Consider the following 19501-nt stretch of genomic DNA (forward strand, 5'->3'; position numbering starts at 1 on the left):
TCCCCCAAAAGGGGGGAGAGGGGAGGACGGATCAGCCGAGCCTGAGACACGTTCGCCACGAGTTTCCCCCCTCTCCCTTGAGGGAGAGGGGCCGGGGGTGAGGGTGACGCACGGTTCGCACGCTGCCGCTCAGAGAGTGTGAGCCCGAAGCGCAAGCGAGGCCGGGTGATCCTGCCACGTGTGCACGCCTCGGCTGGCGCCTCGGGCTGCCAATCCTGAACACGGGACGGTGTACGGCATGCGGGCATCACTGCCCCCTCACCCCCGACCCCTCTCCCCCAAAAGGGGGCGAGGGGAGCAGGGTGCCGACGCGCTTACTCGTCCGCCGGGCCGAGGGACTTCAAGAAGGCAAGCACCTCCGCCTCGTCGTACTCGCTCTCCGGCAGGGTGAGTTGCACGACGTAGCTGGAGCTGCCCTCGCGGAACATCCCGAACGCACGCCGCACCGGGCCGGCGGGGGTTCCCGGTTCGGAGGCGCCCGGTTCCGGGTCGCCGGGGCGGAGGTCGCCGTCGGCGGTCAGGGCGGCGGTCGATCCGAGGGCGACGGGGTACTCCCGGCCGTCCCGCGTCACGACGGTGCGGACTTCCGCCTCGCCCCCCGCGGAGCCGTTCAGGTCCGCGGCGGCCGCGGCGACGGCGACGGCCGGGTCGACGTCGTCGTTGGTGCGGCGGGAGAGGATCAGCCGCCCCCCGCCGGCGGTGGCGTAGTCCACCAGATCGGTCCGCCCCTCCTGAAACCAGCCCACGATCGGCGGGGGCGGCACGCCGAGGGCCTGCTCCGGCTCGAACCGCTCCGGGATCTCCGCGGCGAACAGGGCGGCGGAGATCTCGCGGACCCGCTCCGGCCTGTCCGTCTTCTCCACCCCGTTCGCCCAAGTCAGCCCGCCGCCGCAGCACACCAGCACGCATAGCCCCGCCGCCCCGAACAGCCACGCGAACGCCCGCGCCTGCGGGTCCGGCGTCGGCTCCGACGAGGACGCCGCCAGCGCCGCGTCCGGCGTGCGGGCCGCGGGCTGGGCGTTGGCGGGGGGCTCTCCGGCGGGCTGGGGCTCGGCGTCGGTCACTCGGCCGGCTCGTCACCGGACTCGGCGCCGGCGTTCACGGCTTCGATCTCGTCCGATTCGACCTCGGCCTCCTCCATCACGTCCTCGTTGCCGGGGGGGACGGGTTCGGTTTGCGGGTCGACCAGTTCGATACTTTCGAGCATCGAAACGATCTCGGCCTCGTCGTATTCGTCCTCGGCGATCATGAGGTTCAGAATGTAAACGTCCGTGCCGTCGACGAAGGTGCCTTTGACCTCGCGGAAGGCGCCCAGGTCGCCGCCGTCGGGGCCGCGGCCGGTCCCCTCGCTGAACTGCCAGTCGATCGACCGGCCGTCGGCGGTGACGAGGGTGCGGGTCTCGGTGCTCGTCACGTCCACCCGCACGTTCTGGTTGTTGCCGCTCTGGTTCATGCTCTGCTTGAGCTGGGCCTCCATCGCGGCCTGATCCTGGCCCGGCGGCACGCGGAGCTTCATCAACATCAGTTGGCCGCCGCCCGGCACGGCGTACGCGGCGACGTCCATCCGCATGTCGACGAACCACCGCATGACGGGGATCTCCCCGCCCAGACTGATCTCCGGATTGAAATCGTCCGGGATGTCGATCGTGAGGATCTCGTCCGTCTTCGCCCGCACGCCGGCCGGGGTGGCGTCCGGGCTGGTGATCCCGCTGGCGCTGAACTCCCAGAAGCCCCCGCAACAGCAGAGCAGCGCCAGCAGGCCGCCGCCGATCAGCAGCGCCACGAGGATCTTCACCCCCGTGCCCATCGACTTCTGCGGGTTGGGCGCCTGCACCTCCCGGTCCGAGGCGTAGGTGCCCAGGTCGGCGTGCGGGCCGTCCTCAGGGTTGGGCGCGTCCCCGCCGTATTGATCGGGGTCGTGGGGGTCGTCGGCCCAGGGATCGTCGGCCATCGGGAGCGTTGCGGAAAGAGACAGCGGGGCCGGGGGATTGTGGAGCCGCCGCCCCGAATCAGCAACGCCGCCGACGCCGCCCCCGCCCTCGGGAGAACGCGGGGCAGCCGCCGACCTCCAAACGACAGTCCAAAGACGACAGTCCAGAAACGCCCGCTCAGCGGCGGGGCCGGCCGGGGGCGTCCGGCGGGCGCAGCGGCCCCGGCAGGCGGCCCTCCGCCAGCGCCAGCAGGTCCAGGGCCAGTTCCGCCCCGATCGCTCGGCCCTTCGTCAGCCACGCCGCCGCGAAGGCCCACGCCGCGGTTCCCTCCAGCCAGAACAGCGCGTTCCACCGATCGCAGGCCTCCCGCCAGGCGTCCGGGAACAGAAATAAATAGGCCCCCATCGCCGGCGTCGCCAATAAAATCACGATCCCGCTGACCCGATACACCACGTTCCGCCACCAGCCCTTCGGATGGGCGGCGCCCGTCCCGGCCGGTTCGCCCCCCTCCTCGCCGTCGTCCTCGCCGCCGCGGGGGAAGTGCACCAGCGAATAACAGCCCAGCGTGAGGAAGAACAACCCGCCGGAGAGCGAATGAATTAAGCCCGGCAGGGTGCGGGTGTAGGGCGGGGCGCTGTCGGCGTCGATCGGGAAGAAGGCGGCGCCCAGCGCCGCGACGCAGCCGACGTTCGCCGTCCAGTTCTCCGCCCGCCCCTCGCCCTGATAGCAGAATAAAAACGCCGCCGCCCCGCACAGCGTGCCCACGAACACGTCCCGCAGCGGGGTGTGATAATAACTGCTGACGTCGTCCTGCACCGGCACGCCGACCAGCCAGCCGCCGACCACCAACACGACCGGAAACGCCAGCCCCGTCACCCCCACCGCCCGCCGCAGCGCCAGATAAGACACCACCGGCGTCCGGGCCGGCACGGGGAACTCGGGCGACATCGGGAGAGTTAAAGGCGGAAGGGCGAAGGCGGACGGCGGAAGGCGACAGCGTACCGGTTCACCGCGATCGGCGACGGACTCCCCTCCGCCTTCCGCCTTCTCCCGTCCGCCATTCCCCCTCAGCCCCCCGCCCACTCGCTGGCGGCCTGGCGGGCGCGGGCGGGGTCGGTGGTGCCGGTGACGATCACGCGGCCGTCGGCGAAGATCGTCACCTCGCCGGGCGGGCCGTCGGCCTCCAGCGGGGGCGTCTGGACCGCGGCCAGAAAGCGATTTGCCCGCACCGCCCCCTCCCCCGCCGCCAGCCGCCAGCGGGTTGCGAGCGATTCCAAATCAATGCTCGCCCCGCCCGGGGGCGCGGCCAATTGCACCCCGCCCCGGCCGCACAGCGTGGCGCTGCCGGCCCCCCGCCCGCCCCGCAGCCACAGGCGTTCGCCCCCGTCGGCGCCAGGAACCCCGCCCGCCCGCCCGCCGCCGCACGCCGGGCACTCGCCGCTTTCAAACAGCGCCCGCGTGCCCACTTTGCGCACCGTCCCGGCCCAGGCGTCGATCATTAATAAATGCGGGTCTGCCAAGAACCCAGCGCCGCCCTCGTTGAGTCCGCCGAGGATCTTCAGGGCGAACCCGGCGGCGAAGCTCGCCGCGATATTCACCGCCGGCAGGATCACGCCGGCGGTGTCGCAGGTCTCCGTCTCCCCCGGCGGCGGCGGGTCCGGCAGCACGCACCGCAGGCAGGCCGTCCGCCCCGGCAACACGGGCATCGCCCGCCCCCCGCCGCCCACCGCCCCGCAATAGACCCACGGCACGCCGGTCTCTAAAGAGAGGTCGTTGAGCAGGTAGCGGGCCTCGAAATTATCGCTGCCGTCCAACAGCAGCGTCGCCCCCTCGGCGAGGCGTTCAATATTGCCCGCCGTCACGTCCTCCACCCGCGGGTCGAGGGCGACTTCGCTATTAATCCTCGCCAGCCGCTCCGCCGCGGCGATCGCCTTGGGCGTGCGGGCCGCGGCGTCCGCCTCCGTATAAAGCGTCTGCCGGGCCAGGTTGGAGAGTTCCACGAAATCCCGGTCGACCGGCCGCACCCAGCCGCCGAATTCTTTTAATCCCACGCCGGCCCGCACCAGCGTCTCGGCCAACGCCGAGCCCGTCGCCCCGCAGCCGACGATCAACACCCGCCCCGCCGCCAACCGGGCCTGACCGGCCGCCCCCAGCGGGGCGAACCGGGCCTGCTTGCGGTAACGCCCGGCCAAGATCGCCCGCTCCGCCCCCGGCTCGAACGACGCGGCGGCGGGGTCGGGGGGAACGGGCATGGGCGACGAAATCCGGGTTTTTCCGGCGGGCGGAACGGTTTCGGAGGTCCGGAACGAAACGGGCGGAAACCCCGCCGGGCGGGGCGGACGGGCCATTCTCAAACATTTGCGGCGTTCGGCCACCGATCGGCCGGACCCGTCTTCCCGCCCGCCCGCCGCCGCCCCACAATGCCGCTGCACAGATTAGTGTACACGCAAACACTTAAGCCCTGCTGAACCCCTTCCCTGAAAGCCTTTGCCGATGTCCGTCGTCACGTCCCGCGGGACGAAAACCCTGTTGCCCCGCCGCGATCCCGAGCAGTTCTGGAACAGCGTGCGGGCCGAGTACGCCGCCGAGGACCGCCGCCGCTGGAAGAGCCTGGCGATGCTGGCCCTCACCGAGGCCGTCGGCTGGCCGCCGGACCGCGTCGCGTTGGCCTTCGGCCTGACCCGCCGCCAAGTGAACCGCGGCGTCGACTCCACCCGCCGCTCCCTCCAAACCCGCTTCCGCCCGGACTGGGACGGGGACGACGAAAGCGGAGGGGCGAAGGCGGAGGGCGGAAGGAACGAGCACGCATAGCCCATCCCCCATCCCCAATCCCCAATCCCCAATCCCCAATCCCCAATCCGCCTCACAAAACATGCTGCTCGAACATCTCCCGCTCTCCTCTCTCAAGCCCGCCCCGCACAACCCGCGGATCGCGTTGAAGCCCGGCGACGCCGGGTGGCGGAAGCTCGCCGCCAGCGTGCGGGCCTTCGGGCTCGTGCAGCCGCTCGTTTATAACCGCCGCAGCGGCCTGCTGGTGGGCGGTCATCAGCGGTTGGAAGTGCTGAAGCACGACGCCGCCGAGCACGGCGGCCCCGACACGGCCCCCTGCGTCGTCGTCGACCTGCCGGACGCCGAGGAAAAGGCCCTCTGCATCGCCCTGAACAACGCCGACGTCGGCGGGTCCTGGGACGGCCCCAGGCTGGTCGACCTGCTGGGCGAACTCTCCGCCGAGGCCCTGAAGCCGGACGCCGACTTCGACGCCGCCCTCACCGGCTTCGACCCGAAGCAACTCGACGCCCTGCTGATGACACCCGCCGGCCCGGGCGGATGTCTCCCGATTGACTCCAGCGTGACTTCTACTGACTCCCAGAAAGGGCACGCCGACGAGACCGGCCCGCGGCCGGTCGCCGTGGCGCTGGAGGTTCCGGCGGACCGCTGGCCGGCCGTGCGGCCGGACCTCGACGCCCTGGTCGGCGATCACGACCTGACGGTGCACGTCACCGGGGCACCGGACTGAACACGCTCGGCGGGCTGACGCCCGCCGCTCGCCTCCTCCCCCATCACCCCTCTCTCCTCACCCCCACCGGACCCCATGCGAATCACCGTTTCGCACCCGCTGCGCCCCCGTCGGCGGAGCCTGAACACCGCCCGGGTGGCGGCGTCGTTCGGGCTGGACGTCGACCCGACCGACCGCCTCACCGTCGCCGAGAACCTGCCCGTTGAGGCCGGCCCCGGCCGGATCACGCTGTTCACCGGGCCCAGCGGGTCCGGCAAGAGCACCCTGCTGCGGGCCGCCGCCGACCGCCTCGAAGCGGACGGCCGGCCCGTCGTGCGGGCCGACGACCTCGCCCTGCCGGACCGCCCGCTGGCGGACGCGTTGCCGCTCGGCTTCGACGCCGCCTGCGCCCTGCTTTCCAAGTGCGGACTGGCCGAACCCCGCCTGCTGCTCCGCACCCCGGCAGAGCTGAGCGAAGGCCAGCGCTTCCGCTTTCGCCTGGCCCTCGCCGTCTGCCTGGCCCGCCTGAGCGACGAACCGGGGGCGGTCGTCTGCGACGAGTTCGCCGCTGTGCTGGACCGCACCCTCGCCGCGGCGGTGGCCCACAACGTCCGCCGACTGTGCGCGGCGACCGGGGTGGGCTTCCTGCTGGCGACCACCCACGAGGACCTCGCCGCCGACCTCGCCCCGCACCACGCCGTCCGCTGCCGCTCCGCCGGTCCGCCGCGCTCCGACGCCGCCGAATTTGAGGAGCACGAACGCCCCCTCGCCGGCCGCCGGCGGCTGGGGCCGCTGTTTGCCGACGACGATCTCGACGGCCGGATCTCCTTCGCCGGGGACCTGTTCCTCACGACCGCCTCCCGCGGCGACTGGCCGGCGTTCGCCGACTGGCACTACCGCGCCCACACCGTCGGCATCGTGCGATTCGGCGTGATGCTGTGGCACGGGAGTCAGCCGGGAGTCAGAAATGCGTCAGACGAGAGTCCGCATGAGGCGGAGCCGGTGGGGATTGCGTTGTTCTGCTCGCCGCCGCTGTCGCTGCGAGGTCGCAACCAGTACTTCGGCTCTGGCGCGCGGTGGACTTCGGCGGGCCTCAAGGCGATGAACGCCCAACTGGTGACGCTCGCCCGGGTCGTGTTGCACCCGACGTATCGGGGGTGCTCGCTGGCGGCCCCGTTCGTCGCCGCCGCCTGCGACGCCTGCCCCTTTCCGTGGGTGGAGAGCCTCACCCAATTAGGCCAGACGCACCCGTTCCTGGAGCGGGCCGGGTTCGTCAAGGCGCCGGTCGATCCCCCTGCGAAACGGGGGAGCAGGCCGAACGACCTCCGCCAGCACAGCGCGATTTACGGGGCCGGCGGGCGGGGGAAGAAAAAGGGCACGCTCTCCGCCGCCTCGCACGCCAAAAGTCGCTACGCGGCCCCGGCGTATTTCATTCGCGACAACCGCTCCGCCCCCGCCGTGCTGGAGGCGAACCGCCGCGACCGCCGTCGGCAGGAACTGGAGGCGTGCGATGACTGACCACAGCCCCCAAAGCCCCTTCGGCGCCGGCCTCGACGAGGAGCCGGAGGACCCGCTCGCCCCGACCTCGCTGACGGCGGAGCAACGGGCCGCGGTGGTGCGGGCACTGACCGCCGGCGCCGCCCCGCAGAAGGCCTGCGCCGACGCGGGGGTCGACCCGCTGTCCTTCTTCGCCGCCCTCGCCGAGGACGCCGAACTCGCCGTGCAGATCGGCCGCTTGGACGTCATGCGGAGCCTGAACGTGCTGGCGATCACCTATCAAAAGGCGTTGTCCGGCGCCTCCGCCGATCGCAGCCTCTATTTAAAGTTCCGCCCGCCCCCGCCGGCGGCGCCCGTGGACGAGGAGACCTGCGAACTGGACGGCCCGATGGGCGCCTCGGACGAGGAGCAGTGGAATGTCTGACCTCATCCTTTCCCAAAAAACTTCCCCGCCGCGTCGGTACGTTTATACAAAGTCCCGCCTGCGGCGGGAGCGGGCCCGCCGCCGGGCGGCGCGGACGGCGGCACAGTTAGAAGCCGCCGCGGCGGACCCGCGCGAGTTTCGGGCGGCGCTGCGGTTGGACGCCGGCGGGCCGACGCTCGGGGAGGCGGCGTTGCCATGGCAGCGCAGCGATTTCGTCGCGCTGGACCCGGCCTGGTGCCGGGTCGCGGGGACGCCGCTGCCGGCCGGTTATCATGCGCCCGATCCGCCGCTCGGCCGGGTGTGGCTGGAGCGGCCGCGGGGGCATAGCAAAACGGCGGATACCGCGGTCATGCTGGCCTGGGCGCTGCGGTTCGCCCGCCGCCCGATCCGCGGGGTCGTCGCGGCGGCCGATCGGGATCAGGCGGGGCTCGTGCGGTCGGCGCTGGCGGGGCTGGTGCGGGCGAACCCGCAGTTATTAGGCGAGTTAAAGATCGGGGCGACACGGATCGTCCACCCGGCGAGCGGCGCCCGGCTGGACGTGATCAGCGGGGACGTGGGCAGCAGTTACGGGCTGACGCCGGACTTCGTGATCTGCGACGAACTCTGCCACTGGTCCGACGCCGGGCTGTGGCACTCGCTGCTGTCGAGCGCGGCGAAGACTCCCGGTTGTCTCCTGATTGTCCTCACGAACGCCGGCTGGGGCCGCGACTGGCGGTGGACGGCTCGGGAGGCGGCGCGGACGCGGCCGGACTGGCTGTTCCGCCGGCTGCCCGGCCCGTCCGCCCCCTGGGTGACGCCCGCGGCGCTCGCGGAGCAGCGGGCCCTGCTGCCCGCGCCGGTGTTCGCCCGGCTGTGGCTGAACGAGTGGCAGGCGAACTCCGCGGCGGCGTTCTTCACGCCCGCGGAGGTCGCCGCCTGCGAGGTCGCCGGGCTGGAGGTGCACCCCGCCGGCCGCCCCGGCGTGCGGTACGCCGCGGGAGTGGATTACGGCGAGAAGCGCGACCGAACCGCCTGCTGCGTGGCCCATCGCTGCCCGCGGAGCGGGCGGATCGTCGTCGACCGGCTGGACGTCGCCGCCCCCGCCCCGGACCGGCCGGTGCCGGTTGCGTGGGTGGAGCGCTGGATCACGGAGGTCGCCGCGAAGTACCCCGGCGTGCGGGTGGTGGCGGACGAATACCAGCTCGCCGGGCTGACCCAGCGGCTGGCGGGGCGGGTACGCGTCGAACGCTTCGCCTTCGCCGCCGGGCGCGGGAATGACGACCTCGCCCGCGCCCTGCGGACCGCGGTGTACGGCGGCCGCCTCGCCTTCCGGCCGGGGGCCGGGTCCGTCGGGAGTCAACCGGGAGACACGCCGGAGACAACCGACGATCTCGCCGCCGAACTGCGGTCGCTGGAACTGGTCGAGCGGCCCGGCGGGCGGGTGCGGTTCGACCATCCCTCCGGCGGCCACGACGACCGGGCCTTCGCCCTCAGCCTGGCCGTCTGGGCGCTGTCCGACGACCGCCCGGCCGGCCCGGAGCCGCTGTTCGTGTCCTCCCCGGCGTTCTGACCTCCACCAACCCGAAGTGCCCACGAGGGCGTCGGGCGCGGCCCGACATCCAAGTCCCGCGGCTGCGCCGCGGCCCTCGCTGACGCTTCGGGTTGGTGGCCTCCTGCTTCGTACTCCACACCTCCTTCCACGACTCGACATCCCATGTTCACCTTGTTCAAAGACGCTCTCGCCGCCGCGGCCCTCAAAGCGAAGGGGGATCGGCTGGCCCGAGAGCGGGCCGTCGCGCTGCTGGAAGGCGCCGGGCGACCGTCCGCCTATTCGCTGAACGACGCCGCCCCGTCCGCCGACGCCGGCTGGGCGGAGGTGGGAACGGCCCGCCCCTCCCGCAGCGCCCCGGGGCGGCTGTCGGCGGCGGAAACCCGCGTCGCCGCCCGGGAACTCGCCGCGGAGAACCCGTATGCCAAGAACGCCCTGCGGGTGTTGGAGGCGTACGTCGTCGGCCCCGGGGCAACGCTCTCCCACGCCCGCCGGCCGACTTCTGCGGGAGTCAACCGGGGAGACAATGACTCTCTGCCGGGAGACAAGGAGTTGCGAGCCCTGTGGCGTCGCTTCTGGGAGGCGAACGGGCCGCACGTCACGCTGGGAGAGTTGGCGGTGCGCGTCTGGCGGGACGGCGAGGCCTTCGTGCGGTTCTTCCCCCGTCACGGCCTGAACGGGGGAGCCGGGGACGTGCCGGCGGCGCGGTTCCTCGATCCGGAGGAGATCGGCCCGACGCGGGAGCGGCCGGACGGGCTGGGCGTGCTGACGGACCCGGCGGACGCCGTCACGCCGGTGGCGTACCTGCGGATTGACCCGACCAGCGCGGAGCACGTGGAGACGATCCCCGCCTCCGAAGTGCTGCACGTGAAGGCCGGGGCGGACGACGCGGAGGTCCGCGGCGTAAGCGTGCTGGCCCCGCTGATCGCCCCGCTGACGCGGCACGCCGAATGGCTCGAAACGGAACTGACTGCCCGGCGGGTGCAGGCCTCGGTGGTGCTGTGGCGTAAGGTGCAGGGGAACGTGAGCGCCTACGGGGACACCGACGGTGCGGCCGGCGATCTGGCCGGGGCGCGGGCGGACCGGGGGGTGTTCGCCCCCGGTTCGATCCTGACCACGCCGGACACCACGAACCTGGAGTTCCTCGCCCCGAAAAGTAGCTTTGCGGAAGCGAGTCAGATCGGCCGGGCGCTGCTGCTGGGGGCCGCGGCGGGGGTGGGGCTGCCGGAGTTCATGCTGACCGCCGACGCCTCCAACGCGAACTACGCCAGCACGATGGCGGCGGAGGGCCCGGCGGTGAAGCGGTTCGCGGCGGAGCAACGCTTCTTCGCCGCCGCCCTGGCCCGGCTGTGGGCGCTGCTGGCCGCCGACGCGGTCGCCCGTGGGGTTCTGAGCGAAGCGGCCGTCGCCGGGTTGGCGCCGGAGTTCACCTTCGCCGAGCTGGCCCACCGCGACCGCCCGGCCGAACGCGGGGCCGACGTGCAGCTGGTCCGGGCCGGCGTGCTGAGCCGGGCGGAACTGGCCCGGCGGGAGGGCGTCGACCCGCAGCGGATGCGGCGGGAGCTTCAGGCGGAGGTCGGCGAGTAAGGCCGTGCGTCCGGCGGGCTCACCGCTCCCCCGTCTCGAGGACCCACAGAGTCTCCCCCGCAAAGTTAAAGGCGGCGACGAGGTCCGCATCGAGTTCGTCGTCGCAGTCTAATTCGAGCCGCAGTCGGGCTCCGACGGGCTCGACCGCGGCGATCGGGACCGTCAGGTTGAGCAGACAGTTCATCGGGATGTGCAGGAACATCCCGGGCCGGACCTCCCCGGCGTCGAGCGTCGCTTCGACCTCGAGCCAAGGCGGGTGCGACCGCGGCCGCACCCGGTACACGGTGATGATCGCTTCTGCCGGGCCGTCCATTTTCTCATCCTAACGCCCTGACTTGCCCCCACGGTTCCCCCCGCCATGCTCGCCGCTCTCGCTCTGCTGCTCGTCCCGGCCGCCGGTCCACCGGCCGCGGACGCCGGCGTCGTCGTCTACGGCGCCACGCCAGGCGGGTTGGCGGCGGCGGTCGCCGCGGCCCGGCGGAATCCGGATCGGCCGGTGACGGTCGTCACGCCCTACGGCTGGATCGGCGGGATGGCGACGAACGGCCTGACCCACCCGGACTTCCACGCGTTCGAGGCCCTGACCGGGTTCTTCCTCGACTTCACCCGGCGGACCGAACGGTATTACGCCGAGCAATACGGCCCGGATTCGCAGCAGGTGAAGGACAGCCTCCGCGGCACGCACGCCGGGCCGGGGGTGGCCCTGGAGGTGTTGCGGGCGATGCTCGCGGAGCATTCCAACATCGTCGTGCTCACGCGGCGGCGGGTCGTTTCGGTTCAGACGGAACCGACGGAGAACGGCGGGCGGCGGATCGTCTCGGCGACGTTCGAGCCGGTCGCGGACACCGCCACCGGCCCCTACGAACCGGCCGTGGGGCCGGCGGAGACGCTCTCCGGGGCCTATTTCGTCGACGGGACCTACGAGGGCGACCTCGCCGCGGCGGCCGGCGTGCCGTTCCGCGTGGGGCGGGAGGGGCGGGACGAATACGGCGAGTCCCTCGCCCCGGGAGAGCCGGACGACCGGGTGCAGGCCTATAACTTCCGCCTGACGGCCACCCGCACCGGCGAGGGCGCCTCCGCCGTCAAAATCACCCCCGGGGAGCAGCCGGCCGACGGGGCGAACGCCGCCCCCGTCGAGGCCCCCCCGGGCTACGACCGCAACGACTATCTGCCGCTGTTGGAGACCTTAAACGGCGGCCGGGTGAAGCGGGTGTTCTGCGACCCGAAGGGCGGCATCGGCGGGGGCTTTTATAAGGCGCAGAGCCCCGTGCTGCCGAACGGCAAGCGGGATCTGAACGACGTCGACGGGACGCCGATCCGGCTGTCGCTGCCCACGGTGAACGACGACTGGCCCACCGCCGACCCCGCCCGCCGCGGCGAGATTTATGCCGATCACGTCCGCCACAACGTCGGCATGCTCTATTTCCTCCAGAACGACCCCGCCGTGCCGGCCGAGTTCGCCGAAGACGCCCGCGCCTGGGGCTGGTGCAAGGACGAATACCCCACGAACGGCCACCTGCCCGAGCAGCTCTATGTGCGGGAGGCGCGGCGGATCGAGGGCGCCGCCGTCTTCACCCAGAACGATTTCGAACCGGAACGCCCCGGCGACGCCCGGGCCCGGTTCCAGCCGGATTCGATCGCGGTGGGCGACTACGGCCCCAGCAGCCACGGCACCGGCCGCACCGGCACGCGGTACGACGGGGAGCACACCGGGCAACTCGGCGGCGGGGCGGCGCCCTATCAGGTGCCGCTGGGAACCGTGCTGACGAACGACGTGGCGAACCTGGCGGTCCCGGTGGCCTGCTCTGCGTCGCACGTGGGGTTCTGCGCCCTGCGGTTGGAGCCGATCTGGGCGGCGCTGGGCGAAGCGGCCGGCGAGACGATCGCCCTGGCCGAGGAGTTGAACGAGGGGAACGACGGACCCGGCGCCGCGTTGACGGCGATCCCCGCGGCGGCGGTGCGGGAGCGATTGCACGCGGCGGGCTCGGCGACGATTTACGTCGCGGACGTCCCCCCGAGCGACCCGCTGTTCCCGGCGGTGCAGTGGTGGGGCAGCGCTGGCGGCCTGACGCCCCTCGACCGCGACCCCTCCCGCCCGCCGACCAAATACGGAACCCGCGGCCCCCGCATCGCCGGCCAATACCACGAGGCCTACCCCGCCCACAGCTTCAGTCCGGACGCCCCGCTGACCCCCTTCGTCCGCCAGGCCTGGACCGAACTGGCCGCCAAGTTCGCCCCCCATGCGGCGGGCCTGGACGAAGCGACGACCCGCGGGGAGTTCGTCCGCCGCTTATGGGGGAGCCGGGACGCGCCTGTCCGCAACTGACTGCCGCTCGCGTGCGGCGGTTTCGTGTTTCGTTCCTCCGCGGGAGTCTCCCATGTTCGACCTTCGTTTCGCTGCGACATGCGTCGCGGCGCTGTCGGCGGCGCCGCTTGCCGTGGCTCAAACGGCGACGCCGGGCACCGAGCCGCCGCCGATTTTGCACGCGATCCCCGCGGATGCCGTCGGGGGGGTGACGTTGGATGTGGAGCGGCTGCGGGGCGAGCCGGTGTTTGCGCGGACGGTCGCTCCGCTGTTGGGCGAGGGCGGGCCGTTCGCCGTGGCGTTGGGGGAACTGGGGCTCGCCTTCGAGGACGTGCGGGCCGTCGCCGCGTTCGTGCCGCCGGCGGATCCGGAGGAGCCGTATCCGTCCCGCGATCCGGTCGGGGAGCCGCTGTTTCTGGTGCGGGTGAACGGGCCGGTCGTCGTGCCGGAGGCGCTGGCCGAACGCGGGGTCGCCAAGGTCCTGCCGGACGGCCGCACGCTGGCGCTGGCGATCGGTCGCCGGGGCGGGGAGACGCTGGCGGCGCTGGGCGCACCGCAGGCCCCCGCGGCCGGCTCCGCCGCGGCCTTGGCGGAGGAACTGGCGCACGCCGCTCCCGCGGGGCTGCTGGCGTTCGGGGACGTGACGGCGGTGCGGAGCGCGCTGCTGACCGAACTGGACTTCGCCGTCCGCCGGGAGGACGAGTGGATCCCGGCGTTCGGCTTCGCCCATCCCGCGATCACGAGCGCCGACGCCCTCGCCCTCGCCGTGGAGCTGCGGGAGGGGGTGCTGGCCGTCCGACTGGTCGCCGCCGCCCCGGACGCCGCGTCCGCCGACCGACTCCGCCGCACCGCGGAGGCGGCGGTGATCGTCGCGGGGAACGTGCTGAACGGCCTGCCCGGGGCGATGCTGCGCCGCGAGCCGGAGCAGGCGGCGCTCGTCGCCCTGGCCGCCAACGCCCTCCGCAGGACGTTGGCGAGCGTCGCGGTGACCGGGGAGGGGCCCGTCGACGCCCCGCCCCGGGCGGCCGTCGCGGCGACGGTGGACGCGGAGACGACCGCCGCCGCCGCCGCCCTGCTGATCGCCGCCCTGCGGGAGGAGTTCGGCCCCCGCCCGGCCGGCCGGTCTCCGCGGGTGCGGGAGATCGGCGCGCCGGAGGCCCGCGACGCGTCGGAGAAATCTGCGGAACCGGGCGACCGCTGAGGCGACCGGAGCGGGGTTGAGGCCCAGGTGGAGTCTCGCCAGAGTCGAAAACCCTCACCAAGACGGACTGTTCAGTCCGACAAAGGTTCCCCCCGCGGTCTGTTAAGAACCGCTTCCGTTCCGTCCACAATTCCTCGCGTCGAATCCCCCATGTCTCGCGCCCTTCTCGTGATCGACGTTCAGAACGAATACTTTCCCGGGGGGGCGTTTCCCGTCACCCATCCGACGGGGCATCTGGAGACGATCCTGAGCGCGATGGACGCCGCGGCCGACGCCGGCGTGCCGATCGCCGTGATCCGTCATCATCAGCCCGGGCCGGACGCACAGGTGTTCAAGCACGGTTCAGAGATGTGGGCGCTGCGGCCGGAGGTCGAGGAACGGCCGCGGGATCTCCTGATCGACAAGAGCCTGCCCGGCTCCTTCACGAACACCCCGCTGACCGATTGGCTGGAGGAACAGGGGGCGGACACCGTGACCGTCGCCGGCTACATGACGCAGGTCTGCTGCGACACGACCGCCCGGCAGGCCTTCCACCGCGGGTTGAAGGTGGAGTTCTTAAGCGACGCGACCGGCACGCTGGACGTCTCCAACAAAGCCGGCTCCGTGGACGCCGCCAAGCTGCACGAAAGCATTCTGGTCGCCCAGCAGATGTTCTTCAGCGACGTGCTCGACACCGCCGCCTGGCGGGAACGCCTGGGCTGAGGCCGGGCGCGGCGTTCGGCGCCGCCCCGCCGCGGCGGGGCGGCGTTATTCTGGGCGACGGCGCCCGCCCCGTTCCGAGCCGTCCGCCCCGCCGTCGTCATGTCCGCGTCCCCCCCGCCCCCGCCCGACGGCGCCCCGGCGGGCGAGGGGGCGGCCGGCGGGGAGACGGCGGTCGTCACGATGCTGGGCTGTCCGAAGTGCGCCGCCCCGCTGCCGGTGCCGGCGGGGCGGGTGCGGTTTCTCTCCTGCGATCACTGCGGCGCCACGGTGCGGCTGCGGCGGTCGCACGGCCGGATCACCGCCAAACGGGTGCGGCGGCTGGGCCGCCGGGTCGAGGGCCTCAGCCGGGCCGTGCGGCGGATGCGGATCGAGGAGAAACTCGCCGATCTGGACGACCGCTGGAACCGCCGCCGGGCCACGCTGATCGACGGCTGGGACGAACGCGGCAAGCCGCAGTTGCCCGATCGCAAACTGGCCGTCGCGCTGACCGCCGTCGGGGCGGCGGCGGCTCTATACGGAGCGGCGACCTCGCTGCTGGGGGGGCTGTTCCCGTTCTCCCTGACCTTCTGGGGCGGCCTAGTGGTGCTGGCGGTCGGCGTGCCGAAGTGGGTGCGGGCCGAACGCTTTCGCCGCGGCCGGGAGAACTATCGACAGGCACGCGCCGCCCTCGAACGCCGCCTCTCCGGCTCCCCCTCCGCCCGCGACGACACCCGCCACGACGCCCGCCACGACAAGGCCCGCGACGACGGCCCGACCGGGGCCTCCCGATGAGTGCCCGCCGGGTCGACGGCCCCTCCGCCCCGTGCAACCACTGCGGCGGCCCCGTCCCGCTGAACGCCCCGGCGGCGGAGGAGGGAGAAGCGGGCGAACCCAGAACCGAAACCGCCGACGGCCGCATCGTGCGGTGCGGGTTCTGCGGCACGGCGCTGCTGATCCACGTGGAGAACGGCGTCCGCTGGACTGAGGAAGTGGCCCGGCTGGAGCGCCGCACGACCGGGGCGGAGCGCCGGCTGCAGGCGGTCGCCCGTCGGCGGCGGCAGCGGGCGGAGCGCCGCCGCAACGCCCCGATCCACACCGCGACCGATTGGAAGGGCGTGCGCGGCGGCTGCGGCGCCGCGGCGTTCGGGGCGCCGTTCCTGGCGGGCGGGCTGATCGGGATCGTGTTCCTCGGCAACGGCGGGCCGGCGTGGTTGCTGATTCACATCCTGGGGTTCGGCGGGTTCGGCGCCGCCGCGGTCGCCGTCGGTCTGCGGCGGGCCTGGCTGCACCGCCGCGTCACCGTTCGGGCCGACGGCGCCCGCGATTCGCCCCCCGACCCGCTCGCCTGATTCGGCCGTCTTTCACGTCAGCCTCTTGCGATGCGTTCCGTCCTTCGGTAAAACCAAATCTAAGGAACCCGAACACGAATCGCACTGCCCCTCATGGCCCGTCCGCCCGCCGAGGAACTAACCGACCGGGAACTGGAGGTGATGCACGCCGTCTGGGACCGGCCGGCCGAGGGGGCGGCCGACGCGGGGGAGGTGACGGTCGCGGAACTGCGGGACGCCCTCGCCGCCGACGGCCGCGATCTGGCGCACACCACCGTCGCCACGCTGGTCTCGATTCTGCATCGCAAAGGATTTCTGCACCGCACCGACGATCGCCGCCCGCACCGCTACCGGGCCGCCCGGGGGTTCGAGGAGGTCAGCCGCAACCTGGTCGGCGAGTTGGTGCGAAAGGTGTTCGGCGGCTCGCGGGAGGCCCTGCTGGCCCGGCTGGTGGACGACCGCCTGACCGCCGCCGAACGCGACCTGCTCGAAGGGGTGCTCCGCGACAACCGCGACGGGACGACCGACGATGCCTGACCTCGCCCCCGCCCCACTCCTTGCCCCCCTGCTCGCCCCGCTGCTGTGGGCCGCGGTGCAGGTGACCGCGGTCACGCTCGCCGCGGCCGGTCTGCACGCGGCCGTCTCCCGGGTCGGGCCGCGGAGCGGCGGCCGCGTCGCCCTGCTGGGCTTGTGCGCCGCGGCGGCGCTGTCGCTGGCGGCGCTGAGCCCCTGGCCGCGGTGGGACGGCGGGGAGACCGTGGCGGTCGAGGCCGCGAACGCCCCCGCGCCCGCCGCGAAACCGCAAGCGACCGCCGGGCCCGGAGAGAGACCCGACGAAACATGGGACGTCTCCTTGGCGGCGGGGCGGGCGTTCGTCGCGGCGCTGCTCGACCCGCCGGAGACGTTCGCCCCCGTCGGCGGCCCCGCGGCCCCGCGGGAGGTCCGCCGGCCGGTGCGGTGGGGGATGGTCCTCGCCGGCGGGTTGACGCTGTTGGGGCTGGGACGGTTCGTCGTCGGCTGGGTGATGGTCGCCCGGTTACGGCGTGGGTCCGAAACGATCTGCGACACAGAGATTCTGAACGAGTTCGACGCCCTCCGCCGGGCCGCCGGGGCGCCGGGAGCGACGGAACTGCGGGAGACGGACGCCCTCTCGACCGCCGCGGCGATCGGCTGGCGGCGTCCCGCCGTGCTGCTGCCGGCCGGCTGGCGCCGCTGGGCCGCCGCAGATCGCACCGCCGTGCTGGCCCACGAGTTGGCTCATGTGGCCCGCCGCGACGCCGCGGCGAACCTGCTGGCCCAGTCCGCCTTGCTGACGCAGTTCTATCACCCGCTGTCGCACTGGCTGGCCGGGCGGGTGCGGCTGGATCAGGAGCTCGCCGCCGACGCCCTCGCCGCGGAGCTGTGCGGCGGGCGGGCGGCGTATCTGCGGAGCCTCGCCGCGGTCGCCCTCACGGCGGACCCCGGCCCGGTTCGTCCCCGTTCCCCCGCCTCGGTCGCGTGGCCGGCGCGGGCGTTTCTCCCCTCCCGTCGAACCCTGCACCAGAGAGTCGAAATGCTCCGCCGAACCCCCGTCCCCCGTCCCCGCTGGGCGGCCCGCACCGCCGGCCCCCTGGCCGCCGCCGGCGTGCTGGCCGTCGCCCTGCTGGCGAGCGGTTTCCGCCCCGCCCCGGCCGCCGCCCAGGCGCCGGCCGGCCTGCAACCCCCGGCCGAACTGCAACCGCCGGCCAGTCTCCAACCGCCGGGCGTCCTGCCGCCGGCCCGCCGGCCGGTGGTGCGGCCGCCCGTAACGACCGACGGCGCCGCGCCGCGACGGACGACGCCCGCCGCCGCGGATGTTTCCGACGTGCTGTCCTACGTCCCCGCCGACGCCCAACTGGTCGGCGTGCTGGAGGCGCAGGCCCTGCTGACCGACCCGGCGCTGGCCCCGATCGTGGCGCTGCTGCGGGGCGAGGGGACGTCGGACGGACTGGAGGCCCAACTGCAATGGGCTTTCGGGCTGAAGTTCGCGGACGTCGAACGGGTGGCAATGTACGTGCCTCGGCTCATCGCGACGCCGGACCGGCCGGACGTTCGGCTGACGTTCGTCATCCGCACCGTCGGCGAGGCGCCGGAGTTCCCGGAGTACACCGGGATCGCCCCGCCGCACGAGGTCGGCCAGCCGATGCCGCCCAGCCCCAAGCCGGTGAAGAAAATCGACGCCCGCACGCTGCTGTTTTCCCCCGGCGGGATCCTGCCGGACGCGGCGAAGCCGACGCGGTCCTTCGCCGACAATCCCCTGCTGACCGCGGCGCTGGCGGACGGGGCCGGGGCGGCGCTGTACGTGGAACTCGCCGCGATCCGGCCGAAGATTCTGGCGGACCTGAACGCCGCCGCGACCCGTCCCCGGGCCGACGCCGGCGTGCAGGCGTTGGTCTTCGGGCTGGCCCGCCCGCTGGCGGCGAACGCGGATCAGGTCGCGGTGTCGCTCGCTCTGTCGAAGGACGGCACAGTGCGGGCGACGGCGCTCGCCGAATCCGCCGACGAAGCCGCCGCCGCCACGGTGAAAGCCACCCTCGACGCCGCCCTGACGATGGCCGGCAACGCCCTGGACGCCGCCCCGGCGCTGGCCGGCGACGACCCGCAGCAACAGATGGGCGTGGCGATGGCCGTGGGCATGGCCCGCAAGATCCTGAAGCAGACGACCGTCTCCACCGACGCAACCCGGGTGACGCTCGCCACGCGGACCGACAACTCCGCCCCGATGCTCGTCGCCCTGATCCTGCCCGCGATCCAACAGGCCCGCGCCGCCGCCCGCCGCTCCATGAGCCAGGGGCATCTCAAACAGATCGCCTTGGCGATGCACAATTATCATGAGGCCCACGGCCACTTCCCCCCGGCCGTCGTCGTGGAGAACGGGGTAAAGCGCAGCTGGCGGGTCGAACTGTTGCCGTTCCTCGAGAACGCCGCGTTATACGAGGCCTACGACAAATCGAAGCCGTGGGACGACCCGGCCAACGCCGCCCTGCTGGCCCGAATGCCGGAGGTCTATCGCCATCCCTCCGACGACCGGGGGAAGCCGATCACCTCCTACGTCGCCCCGATCGGCGCCGCGGGCGGTCCCACCGCCAGCCTGTGGACCGCCGAGGCGGACCCGCAGACCGGCGGCACGAGGATTCAGGACGTGACCGACGGCACCGCCAACACATTGATGGTCGTGGAAACACAGACCGAAATCCCCTGGACGAAGCCGGAGGACCTGTCCGTGGACCTCTCGAAGCCGGTCGATCCGGCCGCGTTCGGCGGCTGGAGCCCCGAAGGATTCAGCGCGGCGTTCACCGACGGGGCGGTGCATTTCCTCGCGTCCACGATTGACCGCGACGTATTTCGCAACGTGCTGACCCGCAGCGGCGGGGAGAACGTCAACCTGCCCTGACCGCACCCCGTCCGCCCTTTTGAGGCTCGCCCCGCTCGTCCCCCCTCTCCCTCAGGGAGAGGGGCCGGGGGTGAGGGTGACGCACGGTTCACCCACGTCCGCTCAGAGATT

The 19501-nt window shown here is 73.0% G+C and carries 18 protein-coding genes; 13 read left to right on the forward strand and 5 right to left on the reverse strand.

All coding sequences use genetic code 11. From position 1 onward, the window contains the following. Positions 1 to 314: 314 nt before the first annotated feature. The 4 genes from CA12_RS05850 to CA12_RS05865 form a co-directional block, all read right to left on the reverse strand. Positions 315 to 1064, reverse strand: a complete 750-nt coding sequence (locus CA12_RS05850; protein WP_145357931.1) for a hypothetical protein — start codon at positions 1062 to 1064, stop codon at positions 315 to 317. Further along, entirely contained in the window at positions 1061 to 1951 is an 891-nt protein-coding gene (locus CA12_RS05855) for a hypothetical protein (RefSeq protein ID WP_145357932.1), read from the reverse strand. Before CA12_RS05855 ends, CA12_RS05850 begins: the two co-directional genes overlap by 4 nt. 157 nt (positions 1952 to 2108) lie before the next feature. Continuing rightward, positions 2109 to 2879 (reverse strand): hypothetical protein, encoded by a 771-nt coding sequence (locus CA12_RS05860; protein ID WP_145357933.1) that lies wholly within the window; start codon positions 2877 to 2879, stop codon positions 2109 to 2111. 119 nt (positions 2880 to 2998) lie between these two features. After that, positions 2999 to 4183, reverse strand: coding sequence for a ThiF family adenylyltransferase (locus tag CA12_RS05865; RefSeq protein ID WP_145357934.1), 1185 nt, complete (start codon positions 4181 to 4183; stop codon positions 2999 to 3001). A 241-nt stretch (positions 4184 to 4424) separates the two neighbouring features. Between CA12_RS05865 and CA12_RS05870 the strand changes: the two genes are divergently transcribed. The 6 genes from CA12_RS05870 (at position 4425) to CA12_RS05895 (ending at position 10463) form a co-directional block, all read left to right on the forward strand. Further along, the gene (locus CA12_RS05870; RefSeq protein ID WP_145357935.1) at positions 4425 to 4742 is read left to right on the forward strand and encodes a hypothetical protein; all 318 of its coding nucleotides are present in this window, start codon (positions 4425 to 4427) and stop codon (positions 4740 to 4742) included. Between the two features lie 61 nt (positions 4743 to 4803). Beyond that, positions 4804 to 5448, forward strand: a complete 645-nt coding sequence (locus CA12_RS05875; protein ID WP_145357936.1) for a ParB N-terminal domain-containing protein — start codon at positions 4804 to 4806, stop codon at positions 5446 to 5448. 75 nt (positions 5449 to 5523) lie between these two features. Then, a complete protein-coding gene (locus tag CA12_RS05880; protein WP_145357937.1) occupies positions 5524 to 6945 on the forward strand; it encodes an AAA family ATPase in 1422 nt (473 codons plus the stop codon). After that, positions 6938 to 7348 (forward strand): hypothetical protein, encoded by a 411-nt coding sequence (locus CA12_RS05885; protein WP_145357938.1) that lies wholly within the window; start codon positions 6938 to 6940, stop codon positions 7346 to 7348. The genes CA12_RS05880 and CA12_RS05885 overlap by 8 nt, the downstream gene beginning before the upstream one ends. Continuing rightward, the gene (locus tag CA12_RS05890; protein ID WP_145357939.1) at positions 7341 to 8897 is read left to right on the forward strand and encodes a terminase large subunit domain-containing protein; all 1557 of its coding nucleotides are present in this window, start codon (positions 7341 to 7343) and stop codon (positions 8895 to 8897) included. Before CA12_RS05885 ends, CA12_RS05890 begins: the two co-directional genes overlap by 8 nt. Before the next feature lie 144 nt (positions 8898 to 9041). Continuing rightward, positions 9042 to 10463, forward strand: a complete 1422-nt coding sequence (locus tag CA12_RS05895; RefSeq protein WP_145357940.1) for a phage portal protein — start codon at positions 9042 to 9044, stop codon at positions 10461 to 10463. A 19-nt stretch (positions 10464 to 10482) separates the two neighbouring features. Here the strand turns inward: CA12_RS05895 and CA12_RS05900 are convergent, their stop codons facing one another. Continuing rightward, positions 10483 to 10776 (reverse strand): hypothetical protein, encoded by a 294-nt coding sequence (locus CA12_RS05900; protein ID WP_145357941.1) that lies wholly within the window; start codon positions 10774 to 10776, stop codon positions 10483 to 10485. Positions 10777 to 10821: 45 nt separating this feature from the next. Here CA12_RS05900 and CA12_RS05905 point away from each other — a divergent pair, with 45 nt between their 5' ends. From CA12_RS05905 to CA12_RS05935, 7 genes are all read left to right on the forward strand, one after another. After that, positions 10822 to 12789 carry an FAD-dependent oxidoreductase gene (locus CA12_RS05905; protein WP_145357942.1) on the forward strand — a complete coding sequence of 656 codons (1968 nt, stop codon included), beginning with the start codon at positions 10822 to 10824 and terminating at the stop codon, positions 12787 to 12789. A gap of 52 nt (positions 12790 to 12841) precedes the next feature. Then, a complete protein-coding gene (locus CA12_RS05910; protein ID WP_145357943.1) occupies positions 12842 to 13969 on the forward strand; it encodes a hypothetical protein in 1128 nt (375 codons plus the stop codon). 150 nt (positions 13970 to 14119) lie between these two features. Beyond that, positions 14120 to 14671 carry a cysteine hydrolase family protein gene (locus CA12_RS05915; protein WP_145357944.1) on the forward strand — a complete coding sequence of 184 codons (552 nt, stop codon included), beginning with the start codon at positions 14120 to 14122 and terminating at the stop codon, positions 14669 to 14671. A 99-nt stretch (positions 14672 to 14770) separates the two neighbouring features. Continuing rightward, positions 14771 to 15442, forward strand: a complete 672-nt coding sequence (locus CA12_RS05920) for a hypothetical protein (protein ID WP_145357945.1) — start codon at positions 14771 to 14773, stop codon at positions 15440 to 15442. Then, complete coding sequence (locus tag CA12_RS05925; protein ID WP_145357946.1) at positions 15439 to 15999, forward strand: hypothetical protein; 561 nt, start codon at positions 15439 to 15441, stop codon at positions 15997 to 15999. The genes CA12_RS05920 and CA12_RS05925 overlap by 4 nt, the downstream gene beginning before the upstream one ends. A gap of 93 nt (positions 16000 to 16092) precedes the next feature. Further along, complete coding sequence (locus CA12_RS05930) at positions 16093 to 16515, forward strand: BlaI/MecI/CopY family transcriptional regulator (protein ID WP_145357947.1); 423 nt, start codon at positions 16093 to 16095, stop codon at positions 16513 to 16515. Beyond that, positions 16508 to 19390 carry a M56 family metallopeptidase gene (locus CA12_RS05935; RefSeq protein WP_145357948.1) on the forward strand — a complete coding sequence of 961 codons (2883 nt, stop codon included), beginning with the start codon at positions 16508 to 16510 and terminating at the stop codon, positions 19388 to 19390. Before CA12_RS05930 ends, CA12_RS05935 begins: the two co-directional genes overlap by 8 nt. The last annotated feature ends 111 nt before the right edge of the window (positions 19391 to 19501 follow it).

Origin of the sequence: Alienimonas californiensis, assembly GCF_007743815.1 — a bacterium.
Lineage (GTDB): Bacteria > Planctomycetota > Planctomycetia > Planctomycetales > Planctomycetaceae > Alienimonas > Alienimonas californiensis.